This window comes from Candidatus Methylomirabilota bacterium, from assembly GCA_027293415.1.
In the GTDB taxonomy this organism is placed as follows: Bacteria; Methylomirabilota; Methylomirabilia; order Methylomirabilales; family CSP1-5; genus CSP1-5.
Map to the genome: position 1 here is coordinate 1 of JAPUFX010000009.1, position 17,711 is coordinate 17,711.

Annotated in this window: 13 protein-coding genes; 2 read left to right on the top strand and 11 right to left on the bottom strand. The window is 59.2% G+C overall.

Annotated elements, in window-relative coordinates; translation table 11 throughout:
* Window positions 1-248 precede the first annotated feature (248 nt).
* From O6929_00660 to glnD, 7 genes are all read right to left on the bottom strand, one after another.
* Entirely contained in the window at window positions 249-1,688 is a 1,440-nt protein-coding gene (locus O6929_00660; GenBank protein MCZ6478905.1) for a sigma-54 dependent transcriptional regulator, read from the bottom strand.
* Complete coding sequence (locus tag O6929_00665; protein MCZ6478906.1) at window positions 1,685-3,394, bottom strand: ATP-binding protein; 1,710 nt, start codon at window positions 3,392-3,394, stop codon at window positions 1,685-1,687. The genes O6929_00660 and O6929_00665 overlap by 4 nt, the downstream gene beginning before the upstream one ends.
* A gap of 65 nt (window positions 3,395-3,459) precedes the next feature.
* Entirely contained in the window at window positions 3,460-4,665 is a 1,206-nt protein-coding gene (locus O6929_00670; GenBank protein MCZ6478907.1) for a type II secretion system F family protein, read from the bottom strand.
* Window positions 4,666-4,668: 3 nt separating this feature from the next.
* Window positions 4,669-5,796: a type IV pilus twitching motility protein PilT gene (locus tag O6929_00675; GenBank protein MCZ6478908.1), complete on the bottom strand. Its 1,128-nt coding sequence runs from the start codon at window positions 5,794-5,796 to the stop codon at window positions 4,669-4,671.
* Window positions 5,797-5,887: 91 nt separating this feature from the next.
* Complete coding sequence (gene pilB / locus O6929_00680) at window positions 5,888-7,591, bottom strand: type IV-A pilus assembly ATPase PilB (protein MCZ6478909.1); 1,704 nt, start codon at window positions 7,589-7,591, stop codon at window positions 5,888-5,890.
* A gap of 69 nt (window positions 7,592-7,660) precedes the next feature.
* A complete protein-coding gene (locus O6929_00685; GenBank protein ID MCZ6478910.1) occupies window positions 7,661-8,527 on the bottom strand; it encodes a shikimate dehydrogenase in 867 nt (288 codons plus the stop codon).
* Window positions 8,528-8,588: 61 nt separating this feature from the next.
* Window positions 8,589-11,399 (bottom strand): [protein-PII] uridylyltransferase, encoded by a 2,811-nt coding sequence (gene glnD, locus O6929_00690; GenBank protein ID MCZ6478911.1) that lies wholly within the window; start codon window positions 11,397-11,399, stop codon window positions 8,589-8,591.
* Window positions 11,400-11,674: 275 nt separating this feature from the next.
* Between glnD and O6929_00695 the strand changes: the two genes are divergently transcribed.
* Together O6929_00695 and O6929_00700 are read left to right on the top strand one after the other, a co-directional pair.
* Window positions 11,675-12,385 (top strand): PilZ domain-containing protein, encoded by a 711-nt coding sequence (locus O6929_00695; protein ID MCZ6478912.1) that lies wholly within the window; start codon window positions 11,675-11,677, stop codon window positions 12,383-12,385.
* Window positions 12,386-13,039: 654 nt separating this feature from the next.
* Window positions 13,040-13,381: a PilZ domain-containing protein gene (locus O6929_00700; protein ID MCZ6478913.1), complete on the top strand. Its 342-nt coding sequence runs from the start codon at window positions 13,040-13,042 to the stop codon at window positions 13,379-13,381.
* Window positions 13,382-13,533: 152 nt separating this feature from the next.
* On the opposite strand, the gene O6929_00705 is transcribed toward O6929_00700, so the two are convergent.
* The 4 genes from O6929_00705 to O6929_00720 form a co-directional block, all read right to left on the bottom strand.
* The gene (locus O6929_00705; protein ID MCZ6478914.1) at window positions 13,534-14,235 is read right to left on the bottom strand and encodes a redox-sensing transcriptional repressor Rex; all 702 of its coding nucleotides are present in this window, start codon (window positions 14,233-14,235) and stop codon (window positions 13,534-13,536) included.
* Window positions 14,236-14,241: 6 nt separating this feature from the next.
* Entirely contained in the window at window positions 14,242-15,699 is a 1,458-nt protein-coding gene (locus O6929_00710) for an NADH-quinone oxidoreductase subunit N (protein ID MCZ6478915.1), read from the bottom strand.
* Complete coding sequence (locus tag O6929_00715; GenBank protein ID MCZ6478916.1) at window positions 15,696-17,297, bottom strand: NADH-quinone oxidoreductase subunit M; 1,602 nt, start codon at window positions 17,295-17,297, stop codon at window positions 15,696-15,698. The genes O6929_00710 and O6929_00715 overlap by 4 nt, the downstream gene beginning before the upstream one ends.
* A 2-nt stretch (window positions 17,298-17,299) precedes the next feature.
* Window positions 17,300-17,711, bottom strand: a 412-nt coding sequence (locus O6929_00720; protein ID MCZ6478917.1) for an NADH-quinone oxidoreductase subunit L, incomplete at its 5' end; no start/stop codon positions are given.

Sequence of the window (17,711 nt, forward strand, 5' to 3'; positions counted from 1 at the left end):
TCGATCAGGGTGAACCCCTTCTCGTCTCGTTTCAGGTACCGTGTCATCATGCTTTCCCTCCTTGGTAAGTTAAAGGTTTCTCCTCTGTCTCCGGAGAAGTGCAGGCTCTATGCCAAGAAGGCTCCTGGCCGCTCATTATTATGCAACTAATTGATTCTAAGGAATATCTCGACATTTGCTCTCGACTCTACCCCCCTCTATCTCTCAGCGAAACTGGGGGATCTCACCACTCGGCGTTGAAAACCCCCTCAGCCGTCCGAAGGATGCCGCCTCCCTTCTTCCGGATCAATCCCGTATTTCTTCATCCGATATCGGAACGACTCGAAGCTCAGTCCCACGAGCTGGGCCGCCTTCTTCTGCACCCCGCCGGCCTGTCGTAATGCCTCCAGAATCAGGTCCCGCTCGACGCGGGAGACCACCGCATCCAGATCCAGCTTTTCGGATGACGGGGTGAACTCCGAGACCGCAGATGGCATAGTGCCCTCCACCCGTTGCCCCTCGGAGTCGCGTACCTCGGGTCGAGCCTGGACAGTCTCCGGCAGGTTTTCCACGGTCAAAACGCTCTCCGTTCCCAAGGCGACAGCCCGCTCGACGGCATTCTCGAGCTCCCGAACATTCCCCGGCCAAGGATAGCGGAGAAGGAGTTCCATAGCCTCCGGGGCGATCCCCCGAATGGGCCGTCTGTTTTCCTGGCTGTACTTGGCGAGGAAATTCGTGGCCAGCAGGGGAATATCCTCGCGCCGCTCTCGGAGGGGGGGGATGCGAATGGGAATGACATTCAGGCGGTAGTAGAGGTCCTCCCGGAACTGCTCCTTCCGGATCAGCTCCTTGAGATCCTGGTGGGTGGCGGAGATGACCCGCACGTCGACCTCGATGTCTTCGGTCCCTCCCACCCGGCGAAAGACCCGCTCCTGCAGGACCCGGAGCAATTTGACTTGAATGGCGAGGCTCGTCTCCGCGATCTCATCCAGCAAAACCGTCCCGCCATTGGCCACCTCAAAGAGACCGGCCTTGGCCACAACCGCCCCCGTAAAGGCGCCCTTCACGTGGCCAAAGAGCTCGCTCTCCAGAAGCGATTCCGGGATCGCCCCGCAGCTGATGGCCAAGAACGGCGCGCTGGCACGGTCGCTGTTCGTGTGGATAGTCCGGGCCACCAGCTCCTTCCCGGTGCCGCTCTCTCCGGTAATCAAGACCGTTCCGGTCACCGTCGCCACCTTGCTGATCATCTTGTACAACTCGATCATCTTGGGGCTCCGGCCAATGATCCCGTCGACAGGCTGGGGGAAGGGCTCACCCGACCAGGGAGAGACTCCCGCCACCCGATCCGCCTTGACCTCTAAGGCCCGGGAGATGACTTGCTTGACCTCTTCCACCCGAAATGGCTTGGTGATGTAATCGTACGCACCGAGCTTCATCGCCTGGATGGCCGACTCGGCGGATGCATAGGCCGTCATCAGGATAACCGGGATCTCGGGCTGAAATTTCCGAAGCCCCTCCAACAGCCGGACGCCGTCCATGGTCGGCATTCTCAGGTCGGAAATGACGAGATCGAAGGAAGCTTTTTCGGCTGCCTCGAGCGCCTCCTGCCCGTCTCGCGCGGACTCTACCTGGAAACCCTCCCGCTCCAGGAAGATACTCAGAAACTCGCGCATTCCTGCTTCGTCATCGACGATTAAGATTCTAGTCATCGTGGACCCCTGGCCGGGGAGAGGGTGGAGGTGCTCGCCTCATCGGATGGTACCTCTGCGTGCCGGCGGAAATAAATCTGGAAGGTCGTACCCCCTGCCGGGGGGCACTTTACCTCGATCCGGCCGCCGAGATTCTCGACCAGGCGCTTGGCAATGGCCAATCCGAGACCGGTCCCCCGGCTCTTGGTCGTATAAAACGGCTCAAAAATTCTGGAAAGCTGGTCGGCGGGGATCCCTTCGCCGGAGTCGTGAAATTCGACAGCCCCGAAACCCTCCTCCGCCCTGACGATCACCGTGAGGGTCCCGCCCCGCGGCATGGCTTGAAAGGCGTTCAGTCCGATGTTCCAGAAGATCTGTTTGAGCCGGTCCCGTTCGGCCTGGACCGCGAGGGTCTCGACCGTCTTTTCGAACCCGACGTGGATAGCGGGGCGGTACTCCTCGCTCTGCTGGAGCAGGAAGAGGGTCTCCTCCAGGGTGGCCACCAGGTCACATCCCCTTCCTGGAGGCCCCGGCACCCGCACTTGATCGAGAAACTGTCCGGTGATCAATTTGAGACGATCCGCCTCTCGGATGATCAGCCCCAAGAGCCGCTCATGTCCCTGTCCCTTCAGCTCCTCGTGAAGGAGCTGGATGGAGCCGCTGATGGCCGCCAAGGGGTTCCGGACCTCATGGGCAATGCTGGCGGCCAGCTGCCCCACCGCTGCCAGCCGATCCGCCCGCCGGAGCTGCTCCTCTATCTGCTTCCGTTCGGTGAGGTCCTGAAAGATGGCCACGGTCCCCAAGAGCCGTTCCTCCCCATCCCGGAGCGAGGAATAGGTGACGCCGACGGGGAGGATCGCCCCGTCCCTCCGCGCGAAGGCGGCCTCGAAGGTCTCTGCACGAGCCGAACCCTCTTCCCGGGAAGAGAAGGCCTTGAGGCCGGGGAACTCGTCCAGGCTCAACTCAGTGTAAGACGATCCAACCGCCTCGCTCGCCCTCAAGCCGGTGATGCGCTCTGCTGTTGCATTCAAGGAGACGATCCGCCCCTCGAGATCGAGGGTCATGATCCCGCTGGAGATATTGGCAATCACGTCCTGATACAGGGTCTTGAGGTTCCGGATGTCGGTCCGCTGGGCCTCCAGTTGCCTTCCAGCCTCCCGCAGCCGTTCGGCCAGATGGCTGCTCAAGACGGCCACCAGGAATAAGGCGGCGATGTTGATGAAGACCCGGAAAAACACGAAGCTGAAGGAGAGGTAAGTGCTCGCGGAATGCCCCACGGGACGGATGACATGGTAATATTCAAAATCGATGAGGAGCCCGAACAGGATGCTCCCGAGAGAGGCGAGCCAGAGGGCCTCCCGCCGTCCGAGCAGCGTTCCGCTGCCAAAGATCGGAAAGATGTATACGAAGGTCAGGGGGCTTTCAATGCCCCCGGTGTAGTGGACGAGCCCGGTGGTGAGGAAGAGATCGGCGGCAAGTTGGAATCCGCAGAACTCGTCGAGGCGATTCACCCGGGGGAGGAGAACGGTGTAGAGCACACTCAGGGCAAAGGTCAGGCCCAAGAGGAAAAAGAGGGGACCCGTCGGGTACGGGGGCGCCTCTTGCATGTGAACGATGGCCGCCGACCCGAGGAAGAGAATCGCCACCAACAGGCGGATGCCTATGAGCCATTTCAGCCGCTTCTCCCAGCCTGCCCGTACGACCCCTCCTTCCTGGCCTTCCCACATCCCTTTTCTCGCAGACAGGAGACCTGAGACTGGGGACCTGAGACTCCAGCCTCAAAGCTCTGGTCTCAAATGACGGAGATCAGCTTAAAGATGGGCAGATACATGGCGATGACCACGCCACCGACGACCACACCGAGGAAGATCACCATAAGTGGCTCAAGCATGGCGGTCAGCGTGCCCACCGCAATATCGACCTCCTCCTCGTAGAAGTCAGCGACCTTATTCAACATGCGATCCAGGGCACCGGTCTGCTCTCCGATGGCGATCATCTGCACGACCATGGGTGGAAAGACCTTCGATTCCTGTAGGGGCTCGGCAATGGTCTTCCCCTGGGCAATCGCCGCGCGGGCTTTCTGCACTGCCTCTTCCACCACCATGTTCCCCGCCGTCCGTGCCGTGATATCCAGTCCTTCCAAGATGGCCACGCCGCTCGAGACCAAGGTCCCCAATGTCCTGGTAAATTTGGCCACTGCTACCTTTCGGATCAGGGGTCCCACGATGGGGAGTTGCAGCATGAGGCCGTCGATGCGTTTTCTCCCCCCGGCGGTCTTGTAATACGCCCGTATGCCCATGATCAGTCCCACCCCCCCCCCAATCATGTACAGGAGATACGCACGGACAAAGTTGCTCAGCTCAAGAACGATTATGGTGGGAAGGGGTAAGGTGGCCCCGAAGTTCGCAAATAACCCCTGAAAGGTCGGGATGACATAGATCAGAAGGAAGATGACCACCACGAGCGCCACCGAGACGATCGTCATCGGATAGAACATGGCAGACTTGACCCGCTTTTTCAAGGTTGTCGCCTTCTCGATATACACCGCCAGGCGGTTGAGGATCGTGTCGAGGATTCCGCCCGCCTCCCCGGCCTCCACCAAGTTGGTGTAGAGGGTGTTAAAAACCTTCGGGTGCTTCTTGAGGGCGGCGGAGAAGGTGGAGCCCGCCTCCACATTCTCCCGGATATCATTGAGGGTCTTTTTGAAGATCTTGTTCTCCTGCTGCTGGGCGAGGATATTGAGGCACTGGACCAGCGGGAGTCCGGCATCGATCATTGTCGCAAGTTGCCGGGTGACGATGGCCAGCTCCTTCTCGCCGACCTTCCCCCCAAAGCCGGGGATCTTTATCTCAATGTCCTTCGCCTTGGATTTTATCGAAGTGGCCAGGACCTGTTGCCGCCTGAGCTGTGCGACCACGGCCTCCCGGTTGGGGGCCTCCATCTCTCCGTTGATGGTCTGTCCTGATCGCGTCCTCCCGCTGAAGGCAAAGACTGCCATGGCTTATTTCCCTCCCCATTCTCTGCCAGCGGGGGGCATCCTACCCCCCATCGCGGCCCCGACGGGCTGCGCCCGCTGCATCATCTGCGTGAGCTCTTCTGGATTCTGGGAGGCCCCGAGAGCCATTTCCATGGTGAGGGCACGCTTCGTATACGCGATCATCAACGACTGGTTCATGGTCTGCATCCCCGACTTCTCTTGGCCGGCCTGCATCACCGAATAGATCTGATGGATCTTGTCCTCCCGCATCAGGTTCCGGATTGCGGGGTTGGGGACCATGATCTCCATGAGCAGCACCCGCCCCTGACCATCCGACCGCGGCAGTAAGCTTTGGCAGATCACTCCCTCCAAGATGAATGAGAGTTGCGCGCGGATCTGCGGTTGCTGTGCGGCGGGAAAGACGTCGATGATCCGGTTGATCGTCTGGATGGCCGAATTCGTATGAAGGGTGGCAAAGGTCAGGTGGCCTGTCTCGGCGATGGTCAGGGCCGCCAAGATGGTCTCCACGTCTCGCATCTCCCCGATCAGGACCTTGTCCGGATCCTGCCGGAGGGCCGCCCGCAGTGCATTTGCAAAGGAGTAAGTATCCGAATGGACCTCGCGCTGGTTCACGATACATTTCTTGTGGCTGTGGACAAACTCGATCGGGTCCTCGATGGTGATGATGTGTTCATGGCGTTCGCTGTTGATCTTGTCGATCATGGTGGTCAGGGTGGTGGATTTTCCCGAACCGGTCGGTCCCGTAACCAGGATGAGACCTGAGGGCCGGGCGCAGAGCTCCTCCACCACTTTGGGTAGCCCCAGCTCCGTGAAGCCAAAAATCTTGTACGGAATGGTTCGGATGGCCACTCCCACCGCCCCCCGCTGTAGGAAAACGTTCGCTCGGAAACGGCCAAGCCCTTTCACCCCAAAAGAGAAGTCGAGTTCCTTATTCTCTTCGAACTTTTGCTTTTGGACATCAGTCAGGATACTGTAAGCAAGCTGCTTGGTGCCCGCCGGGGCGAGGGGAGTCTCCCCCAGGGGTGTCAACCCGCCGTGGACACGGACCGTGGGGGGGATCCCAGTGGTAATATGCAAATCCGAAGCCCCTCTGGCCACCATCTCCTTTAACATCTGATCCAGACTCGTCATGACTCCTCCAAGTTAACGTGTGGAGCGGAAGCAGACCGCGCAGCCCAGCTTCATACGAGAACAGGCCTGTCGCGCAGCGCTGCGTCCCTCCCTAGGTTTGGCTTGTCACCCGCATGACCTCGGGGATGGACGTCATCCCGTCCCGGATCTTTTGCAGACCTGATTCCCGGAGGGTCTTCATGCCGTTCTTCCGAGCCAGCTCCTTCAGCTCGCCGGCTTGGGCGCCTTGAAGGATTCCATCCTTCATGTCATCTGTGATCGCCATGACTTCGTACAGAGCCACCCGTCCCCGGTACCCGGTGTCATTGCACTCCATGCAGCCCTTCCCCTGATAGTACTTCATGGTCTTGAGGTCCTCGGGGGAAAAACCTGCATCGATCAGGGCCTGGCGAGGTACCGAGATCTCTTCTTTGCAACTCGAACAGATCTTTCGGGCAAGGCGTTGGGCAATGATCATATTGGTCGAGGCCGCGACCAAGAACGGCTCCACCCCCATGTTGATGAGCCGACTGATGGTCGTAGGAGCGTCGTTGGTGTGTAGGGTCGAGAGGACCATGTGCCCGGTGAGGGCCGCCTTGATGGCGATCTCTGCCGTCTCATAGTCCCGGATCTCTCCCACCATGATGATGTCCGGGTCCTGCCGGAGGAAGGACCGGAGGGCCGCGGCAAAGTTCAACCCGATCTCAGGCTTCATCTGGACCTGATTTACCCCGGGGAGGTTGAACTCCACCGGATCCTCCGCGGTCATGATGTTGGTCTCGGTGGTGTTCAGGCGGTGCAGGCCCGAATACAGAGTGGTCGTCTTGCCGCTGCCGGTGGGACCGGTGACCAGGACCATCCCGTACGGTGCCAAAATGCACTTCTCGAAAGCCTGGAGCGCTTGGGGTTCGAACCCCAGATGGCTCATATCCAACTCCAAATTGGACTTGTCCAGGAGACGGAGGACCACCTTCTCGCCGAAGAGGGTCGGTAACGTAGACACCCGGAAGTCGATCTCCTTCGTCCCCATCCTGATCTTGATGCGCCCATCCTGGGGGAGGCGCCGCTCAGCGATGTCGAGTTGGGCCATAATCTTGAGCCGGGAGGTGATGGCCGCCTTGAGCTTCATGGGAGGCTGCATGATATCGTACAGGACCCCGTCGATCCGGAAACGGACTCGGAACGATTTCTCGTACGGCTCGACGTGGATATCCGAGGCCCCCTTCTTGATCGCGTCGCTCAGGAGCAAGTTCACCAGCTTCACCACGGGGGCATCCTCGGTCGATTTCTGTAGATCCGCGGAGTCAGCTACGTCTTCAGTCTCATCAACCGTGGCGACCCCCGGGTCCTCGAAGGTCCTCATGATGTCCTGGACCATTCCCGCGGAGTCGTAATGCTTGTTAATGGCGTTCTTGATCGAGCTCTCGGCCGTTACCACCGGCTCTACCTTGAAACCGGAGAGGAATTTGATGTCGTCGATGGCAAAGATATTACTGGGGTCGGCCATCGCTACGGTGAGGGCGTTGCCCTTCCGGTTGATGGGGATGACCATGTGTTTCTGGGCGATCTCGGCTGGGACCAATTTGATCACGGCTGCATCAATCTCGAAGTGGGCGAGGTTAATGGAAGGAACACCGTATTGCTTACTTAGGAAGCTGGTGATGTCCTCCTCGCTGATGTAACCCAACTTGACCAGATTGCTGCCTAGACGCCCTCCAGACGACGTCTGTTGCGCCAGGGCCTTCTTGAGCTGATCCTCAGTGATCAGGTTCGACTTGACCAGCATCTCACCGAGACGATTAGACCCTGCGGTCATCGAAAGCTCCGCTGTTTTGCGAGAAAAGTGGCTGAAGGGGGCCTCATTATTGCCTAATTCCCGGAGTTGTCAAGCCCCTGCCTCCCCCTGAGCTACTAGGGCCTGCCGCATGACGGATGCCGGGACCTTCTGCCCCGTCCAGAGCTCAAAGGCTCGCGCCCCTTGATAGAGAAGCATCCCGGATCCGTTTAGAATCCGGCACCCCTGGGATCGGGCTGACGCCAAAAGGGAGGTCTCGAGAGGCCGGTAGATTAGATCGCAAACCAACAGGTTTTCCGGCAAGTTCCCGTAGTCAAATAAGGGTCGATCTGAGGACTCCATCCCCACTGGCGTTGCATTGATGAAAATGTCCAAGTGTCTGAGTATATCCGGCTGCAGATGTTGCAAACCCAATGCCAAAACCTCAAGATTTTGAAACAATGTCCCCAGATGGCTCACTAAGGCTCGAGCCCGGTCCTGGCTCCGATTAAACAGGCGGAGCTCTGCTACTCCCGCCTGGGCGAGGGCGTAAGCCACCGCCTTTGCGCCCCCCCCCGCCCCTACCAGACCCACCCGCTTCCCACTGGGTTCTTCTCCGGCTTCTTCCCGTAAGGAGCTCAAAAACCCTTCCCCGTCCGTGTTGTGCCCAATGAGGGCTCCTCCCCGGGGTACAATGGTGTTCACCGCCCTTATATGCTTGGCCTCCGGGCTGAGCTCATCCACGGATTCGAAGGCCGCCTCCTTATGGGGGATGGTCACATTCGCCCCGCCGAAATTTTCGATAGTGCGTAATGACTCGATCATCTTCGGGAAGGCTTCAGGAGGGACCGCCCATGGCACATAGACCCAATCGAGTCCGAGTGCCGCAAAGGCGGCGTTCTGCATTCGGGGGGAGGCGCTGTGCGCCACTGGATATCCCAATATCAAACATACCGTGGTGGTTCCTTGAATGACCATTGAAACGGAACAAGGCTGCTCGCGAATACGAAAAGGCCTCGCTCCCCTCCTTTCTCACAGGTCAACCGGCACTCCTGGATTCGGTCGGGAGACCCTCAGCAATGGCGGCTTCCAGTCGCTCTCGGATCTCTCTCATCCGCAGCTCATCCCGCACCTTTTCGCCGTCCCGCTCGGTGACATAGAAAACGTCCACGACCTGCTCCACATCGGTTGTGATCTTGGCGAGGCTGAGGTCGAGGCCGAGTTCGCGGAGCACCCGAGAGATGATGTAGAGGAGACCCACGCGATCGTGGGTCCGCACATCAATCACCGTGTGCGTCTCGGAGACGAAGTTGTCGAACTCCACGCGGGTGAGAGGTGCGGTTTCGCTCTTCAGGGCCGGCCGACTCAAAATGTCACGCTGTCTGCTGAGAATGAGCTGCCCCACATCCGCCTGACCATCGAGCACCCGACCAAGATCCCTCTCGAAATTGCGCCATACTTCCTCATCGGTAATGGCAGTCCCTTTGCCGTCATCCACATAGAACGTCCGAAGGACCAGCCCGTCGCGCCGGGTAAAGATCTGGGCGCTGAGGATGTTCATCCGGTTGGCTGTCAGAGTACCAACGATCTGGGCAAAGCGTCCTGGCCGACCGAAGCCACAGACGGTCACCTCACAATGTCCAATGAGCGGGTAGGGCGTCCATTGGACGACGATCTTCTCGCCCCGTTCGAGTCGCTCGATCATCCGAAGATGGGCTGCCACTTTTGCCGTCGGTACGTGCAGGAGATACCGGACAGGGATTTGCTCCAAGTGCGCCTCAATAACGGGAAGGGAGAACTCCTCCTGAAGCTCTTGTGAAAGGCGCTGCTTGATCTCGGCCGCTTTGGCCAGCTCGTCCACCCCCTCGGGAATCCCCCTGGTGAGGAGGGTATGGGTGCGGATGTAGAGCTCCCAAATGAGACTCCCCTTCCACTCGGTCCACACCTCTGGACCCACTGCCCGAATGTCCAGGTAGGTGAGGAGGTAAAGCATCTTTAACCGCTCAATATCCCGGACCTTCCTGGCGAATTCGATGAGCATCGGCTCATCATCCAAGTCCCGGCGCTGCGCAATGTGGGCCAGTGCGAGGTGCTGCTCCACCAAGAAGCGAACTTCGGCTACCTCGGCGTCTGGGAGGCCCATCCGGTTCAAAATCCGCTCAGTCATTTCGGCGCCTCGCGCCACGTGCCCATGGCCCTCCCCCTTCCCTAAATCGTGGAAGAGGACCCCTAGCTTGATCATCTCCGGCCGCTTGAACTCAGCTGCGATCGCCCGGAATTCCTCGGCGTGATAGGTGGGGGCCTGATCCAAGGATTCCAGATACTCCAGCGCCAGTAAGGTATGCACGTCTACGGTGTACTTATGGTAGAGATCGTACTGGACCAGACACGAGAGTTGGCCGAACTCCGGAATGTAGGCTCCCAGAACCCCAAGCTCGTGCATGAGTCGAAGCGTTGCTGCCACGCCCTTCGGTTCGCGGAGGATGGCCAAAAAGAAATTGAGGGCGCGACTCGACTGTCGGAACTTGTCGTCAATCAGATGCACATGCTCTCGGATGAGCTCCTGGGTCCCTGAGCTCAAGGGATAACCGGTCTCGAGGGCATACCAGAAGATCTTCAAGAGGCGGATCGGGTCGTCCTCAAAGAGTCGCCGGTTCCTGGGGAGGATTTGAATCTCTCGATTGATCTCCGTTAATCCGTCTCCCAAGTCTCTCGCCCTCAGCCGTCTCATGAGGCTTTCCTTTGAAGCCCGCACCTGGGTACATCGCTCCACGACCCGCTCTGAGAGGCCAAAGATGGTTCGGGCTTGAAGGTAGTAGTATTGCATGCACCGCTCTACCCCCCGGACTGGCTCACCTTCGCCGAAGCCCAGGTTCGCCGCAGCCGGCTCCTGTAGATGAAAGAGCAGGTAATCGTTCTTCCAGCTCGAGAGATAGTGCAGCTCGTTGCGAACCCGAAAGAGAAAATCGACCGCCTGGCGTAGGCGCTGCAGTTCCTCCTGGCTGAGGAGGCCCGAGCCCCCCAAATCCTCGAGGCGCCTCACCGGGTATTGAACTCGAGCAATCCAGAGCGCGGTATGCACGTCCCGAAGACCCCCGGCCCCCTCCTTGACGTGTGGTTCTTGCAGGTACACCGAGCTGCCATACTTCGTGTATCGTGCCACCCGCTCTTGGAGCTTTGCCTGGATGTATGCCTGTCCCCGTCTCCGCCTAAGGCCCCGCTGCAGCACTGCTTCCATTTCGTCATAGAGGCCTTTGTCGCCCGCCAGCAGGTGCGCTTCTAGCATGGAGGTATGGGAACTGAGATTCTCCGAGGCTATCCGGACACAGTCCTGAAGGGACCGGACACTATGGCCGACAGTAAAGCCTACATCCCAAAGAAGGGGGACCAGGAAGTGGATGAGGGCGTGAAGCGATCGGTTGATCGGCGTGCGGTGAAGGAACATGAGGTCGATGTCTGAGGCGGGGTTTAGCTCGCGACGACCGTACCCTCCCAGCGCGACTAAGGCACACGGGAGATCGGCCTGATACGTCTCGTGACACGCCTTTTCGGCCCAGTGGTAGAGCTGATCGATCAGCACATCCCCAAGGCTAGTCAGCTCTTTTACCACCTCTATCCCTAGAGCCCCCTGTCGGTGGTATTTCAAGATGGCCCGTCGCTCTACCTCCACGAAGCCTCGCAGCAGCCGGAGAAGCCGGTCCTGCTCCCCCAACCCATCCCGCTCCCCGCTGACAAGCGTGACCGGATTGATATTTCCAAAAAACCGTTCTAAGGCGAGAGCGAGTCGCTCCCCCCGATCGCCGGTGAGCAGGGAGACTCCCGAATTGTCATGTCGTGATGGATAAACCACTTATCCCCCAAGATTCCAGCACTTGGCTCCAGTATAGGACCCGACCTCGGAACGGGTCAAGGACGTTTCCCGATTCCGAGCGGGCGAAACCCCGTCCTTGGCGCGACCTCACTCTCAGGCCAAAGGTGGGACAGTTTGATTCTTGGTATTTAAGAGAAGTAATAGGCACAAGTCGCTCTGCTGCACGGTGGCTGCGTTCATCCCGATAGTTACCACCTGGGATGGCATGACCCTTGCTGCTACCGATTCCCGTAGAAACCTGCTGGAGGTAAAGCATGTCAGCCCACTCCAAATCACTCATGCGTCACCACCTGCGCTTTGCCCGCTACCTGCCCATTCGGTACGCCGCGCTGAGTTCCAAGCATCCCTCTCTCAAACCACTTGCCGGCAGAACGCGGTCCATTGGTGCCGGCGGACTCGCAATCCTCCTGCCGGAATCTGTCCCTGTTAGTACTCCGTTGTTGGTCCAAATTGCTCAAGGAGATCCCTTGCGCGGAAACGTCGTCTGGCTTGGCCAGAGCACGCCTACCATCTTGGGAACCAGGTTCCCCCACGGAGTGGCTTTCGAGGAACCGGTCGAGGCAGCCCAGGTACGCCAATGGGTGTCTCAGGGCATACAACGGCTCGATCCTCGAGCGCCGGTCCGATTCGATATCGAGTACACCCAAGCTCAAGCCATAGTCCGAGGGACATGCCTTAGCCTCAGCCGGGGAGGGATATTCATCACGACGAGACGCCCGGCCGTACCGGGGCCCGAGATCTTGCTCCATTTCACGCCGCCGGGCCTGTCTGACCGTCTTTCGATACTTGCGCATGTCGTCTGGGTATGCAAAGAGGAGACAGCACCGAGCGCCATCACCGGAATGGGAGTACAGTTCCTCGAACTGGAGGCCTCAGAGGCGATTGGCATCGTCGTTGATCGCCTTTGCGCAGAGGCAATCCCCCCTGCGGATCCTTCGCGTTTACTCCTCCCACCGTCTCGTTAGCCCTCATGGCTTGTCCTTTCACCTTCCCACATGGTCCATCCTTCCAGACACTTCAACGGCCTTGGACCGGCGGGCAGCAGAGTTGTATTTCCCCTTTCGCCCGATCTTTCACACCGGCCTGCTCTGCTCTAGTGCCGCACCAACTATTTTTCACTAGCATTCTGCGCTGGTGCGGCACTTTCGCTAGGGGGGCAGGCCCCCCTTCGGCGCTCGGCGTTCGCCTCGCTGAGCACCCCCCAGGCGTAGGGGAGCCTCTCCCCTACAACCCCTCAGTGCCCCTGGCCCGCATTATTCACGAACGGAGTGTCTTCGTGAATAATGCGCCTGCAGGTGCGGGCTCGGCCGCACCGGCAGGTTTCGATCCCGCCGCTGCGGCGGGCCTCAAGGCTAGCCCTGAGCGTCGCCCCGCACACGCGGGGCGGAGTCGAAGCCCGGAGGGCCGATTATTCACTTCTGTGTGAATAATCCGGGCTGGCGGAACCCTGCGGTGCTTAGGAGGAGTGAGTTGGAGGGGCAATAGTATGGCCTTGAACTTACCATCTCTGCATGGGTACAATAAGAAAACGCGGGATCCCTGGTGTCCTCTTCAGTGCAGAGGAGGCTTCTTTGGGCCGACCAAAGTCCCGCGTGCACCTATCAGATGGAGAGGCTGCCATGAGTGATCGGGATGACACAAGACGCTCACCCCGCATTCCCTGCGACCTGCCGATGGAGTACCATGTCAAAGGCGACCGCCCCAGGGACGGCCGGATCACCAAGATCGGGACTGTGGGGGCGCTTCTCACCACGGAAGAGCCGATTCCACTTGGGGCCGAGCTGGTTCTCAGCTTTCGCCTCCCCGTGAGCAACCGGCCTGTCCGGACATCCTGTACGGTAAAGTGGGTTGACGAGCAATCGGTCGGAGTGGAGTTCGCCCATCTGAACCTTCAGGAAAAGGATGAGATCTGGAAGTTCTACGCGAGAGAGTCGGCGCGGCAGCGAAAAGCACGCCCTTAGTCGAAGCCGGCTTCTCTCCAAGGGCGCGACTCTAGGTCGCGAAACGGCCTAGTCCAAAAATGTCGGTCTTCTCGGACCAGTCTGCTTTCTTTTGAGGCCGTTCCGACTTCTTGAACCAAGTAACCCCCAGCTACAAGGTTATGGCTGGGGGCTTACTTTTTCAGTGCTCGGTGGCTGGTCCTGACGGGGGCGCGGGAGTCGCGGGCGGAACGGACGATATAGAAGCTCAAGGTCTTGAGCATGACGGAGAGGTCTACGTTCTGCACTTTCACCCCTTTGGGAACAGAGAGCTGCGTGGGGGCGAAGTTGAGGATGGCGTGTACCCCCGCAGCAACCAACCGGGTGGCCACCCCCTGGGCTGCCCCTGCGGGGACTGCGATGACGGCCATCTTGATCCTACGACGCTTGAGGATCGGGACCAGCTTCTGCACGTGGTAGACCGCGACCCTGCCAACCCGGTGGCCCACCTTGCTGGGATCAATTTCGAAGGCCACCAATATCCGAAACCCCCGCTGCTGAAAGCCCCGGTAATTCAGGAGGGCGGAGCCCAAGTTTCCCAGACCGACTAGGGCAACCTCCCATTTTTGGTTGAGGCCCAGGATCCGCTCCAGGTTCTGCTTGAGCCCCTCGGTATAATAGCCGAGTCCCCGAACGCCGAACTGGCCGAAGTATGCCAGATCCTTTCGAACCTGGGCGGAGTTCAGCCCGAAGCGTTCGGCCAACTGCTGCGAAGAGACAGCGGTCATCCCATCGGCGACAAGCTCCTCCACACACCTGAGGTAGATACTCAGGCGGGTGATGGTCCTTTCAGGGATCCGAGAACTGATCGACTGTCTCGACCGCTTCTGTGCCATGGCTCCCTACCCCAAAAAACTCCGAACAGACCGGACCGCCAGATCCCACACGCCTGCAGGCAGAAGTCCCAACTGGAGCGTGGCCGCAGTCGCGAGGAAGAGCGTAATGAGGATGGCGGGCGAAAAGACCGGATTCGGTTGTCCCTCTCGTGGTTCCTCCATATACATCACCACCACTACCCGGAGATAAAAGAAAACGGAAATGAGACTACAGAGAACAGCAAGAACCACCAGGCCCACATAGTTGGCCTCTACCGCAGCACTGAAGATATACAACTTCCCCATGAATCCGCCAGTGGGGGGAAGCCCTGCCAGCGAAAACATAAAAACCGCCATACTGAATGCCAACACGGGATGACGAAAACCTAAGCCGGCATAGGCAGAAAGGGTCGGTCTCTCCTCCCCCTGCCGAGCCAGGGCAATGATCACGGCGAAGGCTCCCAGGTTCATGAAGGCATAGACGACGAGGTAAAAAAGGATGCTGGAAAAGCCCCGGCTCGTACCGGCCAGGAATGCCACCAACAGATAGCCGGCATGGGCGATAGAGCTGTAGGCAAGCATCCGCTTGATGCTCTGCTGGGTAAGGGCAGCCACGTTACCGACCCCCATGGTCAAGAGGGCAAGAATCCACAGGGGGGCAACCCATTCGGCGTGCAGCGGCGTCAGTGCCGTTCCGAAGACGCGCAACAGTGCGGCGAAGGCAGCAGCCTTTGTCCCTGCGATCATGAAGGCGGTGACCGAGGTCGGAGCCCCCTCATAGACATCCGGCAACCACATGTGGAACGGGACCGCGCCGATCTTGAAGGCGAGCCCCACCAGGAGGAGGCCAATCCCAAAGAAGACCAGTGGATTCTCCCACGCCGCCCCGTGGCTCAGATGGGCAGCGATCCTGTCCAGGCGAGTACTCCCCGCAGACCCGTAGAGAAAAGCGATCCCATACAGGAGAAAGGCGGAGGCGAATGCACCCAAAAGAAGATATTTGAGGGCTGCCTCATTAGAGGTTAATTGCCCCCGGAGAAAACCGGAGAGGATATAGAGGGGAATGGAGAGGGCCTCCAGACCCAAGAACAGCATGATGAGATCTGCTGCGGAGGCCATCACCATCATTCCCAGGGTTGCGAAGAGAACCAGGGCGTAGTACTCCCCCCGGTGTATTCTTTCTTGCTCCACATCCTTTACCGAGACCAAGAAGGTCAAGGCCGCTATGAGGAGGAATAGGAGATGGAAGAAACGGGAAAAGTCATCCAGGATGAGCATTTCCCCCACCACTCGCTTTTGATCACCGAAGCCGCTCACCAGCAACGCCATGGTCAGCAGCACACCCGTGAGTCCTAGATGCATGAGCCAGACCTTGTGTCGCACTGAAAGGAATAGGTCAAATAAGAGGATCCCGAGCGCGGTTAGGGTAAGGACGAGGAAAGGGGCCGCGCCTCCCCAATCGAGCTGTGGGATGCTCAAGCTCACCTCCTCCCCCGGCTCAGGGTTAATGGTTCAGGGTTCATGGACGATGCCTCGGGGCTCATGGTTGATGGTTCAGGGTTCATGGCGGCCGTTCCCTGAACTATGAACTCTGAACCCTGAACTGCCTGCTGTCGCTTTACTTGGACAATGACGCGCTCGACCGAGGCCTCCATCCGGCGGAGGAAAGGCGCAGGATACACCCCGATCCACACAATGAGGACGAGGACAGGGACTAAGACGATCCGTTCGTTCCAGGTGAGATCCGATATGTCGGCGTTCTCCGGGTGGGTCAGGGGGCCGAAGAGGACCCGCCGAACCATGCCCAGCATATACCAGGCCGCCCAGACGATCCCGGTCACCGCAACCAGGGCGTACAGCGGATGCACCCGAAAGGTCCCCAGCAGAATCAAGAACTCCCCCACGAACCCGTTCAAACCCGGCAGGCCGATGGAGGAGAGGACTACGAGGAGGAACGTTCCACCAAAAAACGGGATCACCCGAAAGAGTCCTCCATAATCGGCTATCATCCGGGTGTGGCGCCGCTCATAGATCATACCGACCATGAGGAAGAGGGCCCCGGTGGAGAGGCCGTGGTTGACCATCTGGAGTACAGATCCGGCGATCCCCTCCCCGTTCAAAGCAAAGATCCCCAGGATGACAAGGCCCAGGTGGCTCACGCTGGAATAAGCCACAAGGCTCTTCAGATCGGGCTGCACCATCGCCACCCACGCCCCGTAGACGATCCCCACCAAGGCGAGCCCCGAGATCCAGGGAAGGAAGGTCATGGTGGCCTGGGGGAACAGGGGCAAGGCAAAGCGGAGAAACCCGTAGGTCCCCATTTTCAGAATGACCCCAGCCAGGAGGACGCTCGCCGCCGTAGGGGCTTCCACATGGGCGTCCGGGAGCCAGGTATGAAAGGGAAAGAGAGGGACCTTAATGGCGAAGGCCAGCGCAAAGGCGAGAAAGAGCCACCATTGGATCGCAGGGGGGATCTCCGCATGCATCAGAACTGTGAGGTCAAAAGTGATCTCCCCTCCGGCCTGGGCGTGAAGCAAGCCTACGGCGATGATCGCCACCAGCATCAGAAGGCTACCTGCCATCGTGTAGAGGACAAACTTGATGGTGGCATAGATGCGTCTCGGCCCGCCCCAGATCCCGATGAGGAAGTACATGGGAAGCAGCGTGGCCTCCCAAAAGACATAGAACAGAACTAGGTCCAACGCGACGAAGACCCCGATCATCCCTGTCTCTAAAAGGAGCATAACCACCATATACTCCTTTATCCGGTGCACAACTCCAGTAGAGGCTCCGATGGCGATGGCCGTCAGGAAGGTGGTCAAGAGAACGAGAAAGAGGCTAATCCCGTCGATTCCCAGCTTATAGCGGATACCGAAACTCGGAATCCACGCCATCTCCTCGACGAACTGCATCTGACCAACACCCACTTGAAAATCGGTAAACAGTTTGAGGGAGAGGAGAAACGTGAGAACCGAGACACCCAGCGCCGCCCCTCGGATCAGGTCCTGCCGTTTACGGGGAAGGACCAGGAGGCCTGCCGCCCCAACTGCAGGGAGAAAGGTGATCAGACTCAAAAGCGGCATCTCTACCTCACTAAGATCAGATAACCCAAGAGGAGGACGACGCCGGCAAGGATAGAGACGACGTAGTTGAAGACCATCCCGGTCTGGATTCGCCGGAGTCCCAGACTGCCCACTTCCATCATCCGGGCCACCCCATTCACGGCTCCATCCACCACGGCAACGTCGCACCCCCTCCACAGGAAAAAGGCCAGCCGCTCGAGGGGACGTACGATCCAATCCTGGTAGAGTTCGTCGACATAATATTTGTGGTAAAGGATCTGATAGACGTGCTGAAACCGCGCTGCCAAGAGCTCCGGGAGGTCCCGCCACTTGAGGTACAGGAGATACGCCACACCGATCCCGGCCACCGCCACCAGCAGCGAGAGCGCCGCCAGCGGCAACGCCAGTGTCGACACCGCCCCGTGCCCCGCCCCC

Bases quoted from the DNA above. Each gene is read 5' to 3' on its own strand.
- O6929_00660 (MCZ6478905.1), bottom strand. From the start codon at position 1,688: ATGACTAGAATCTTAATCGTCGATGACGAAGCAGGAATGCGCGAGTTT.
- O6929_00665 (MCZ6478906.1), bottom strand. From the start codon at position 3,394: ATGTGGGAAGGCCAGGAAGGAGGGGTCGTACGGGCAGGCTGGGAGAAG.
- O6929_00670 (MCZ6478907.1), bottom strand. From the start codon at position 4,665: ATGGCAGTCTTTGCCTTCAGCGGGAGGACGCGATCAGGACAGACCATC.
- O6929_00675 (MCZ6478908.1), bottom strand. From the start codon at position 5,796: ATGACGAGTCTGGATCAGATGTTAAAGGAGATGGTGGCCAGAGGGGCT.
- pilB (MCZ6478909.1), bottom strand. From the start codon at position 7,591: ATGACCGCAGGGTCTAATCGTCTCGGTGAGATGCTGGTCAAGTCGAAC.
- O6929_00685 (MCZ6478910.1), bottom strand. From the start codon at position 8,527: ATGGTCATTCAAGGAACCACCACGGTATGTTTGATATTGGGATATCCA.
- O6929_00695 (MCZ6478912.1), top strand. From the start codon at position 11,675: ATGTCAGCCCACTCCAAATCACTCATGCGTCACCACCTGCGCTTTGCC.
- O6929_00700 (MCZ6478913.1), top strand. From the start codon at position 13,040: ATGAGTGATCGGGATGACACAAGACGCTCACCCCGCATTCCCTGCGAC.
- O6929_00705 (MCZ6478914.1), bottom strand. From the start codon at position 14,235: ATGGCACAGAAGCGGTCGAGACAGTCGATCAGTTCTCGGATCCCTGAA.
- O6929_00715 (MCZ6478916.1), bottom strand. From the start codon at position 17,297: ATGCCGCTTTTGAGTCTGATCACCTTTCTCCCTGCAGTTGGGGCGGCA.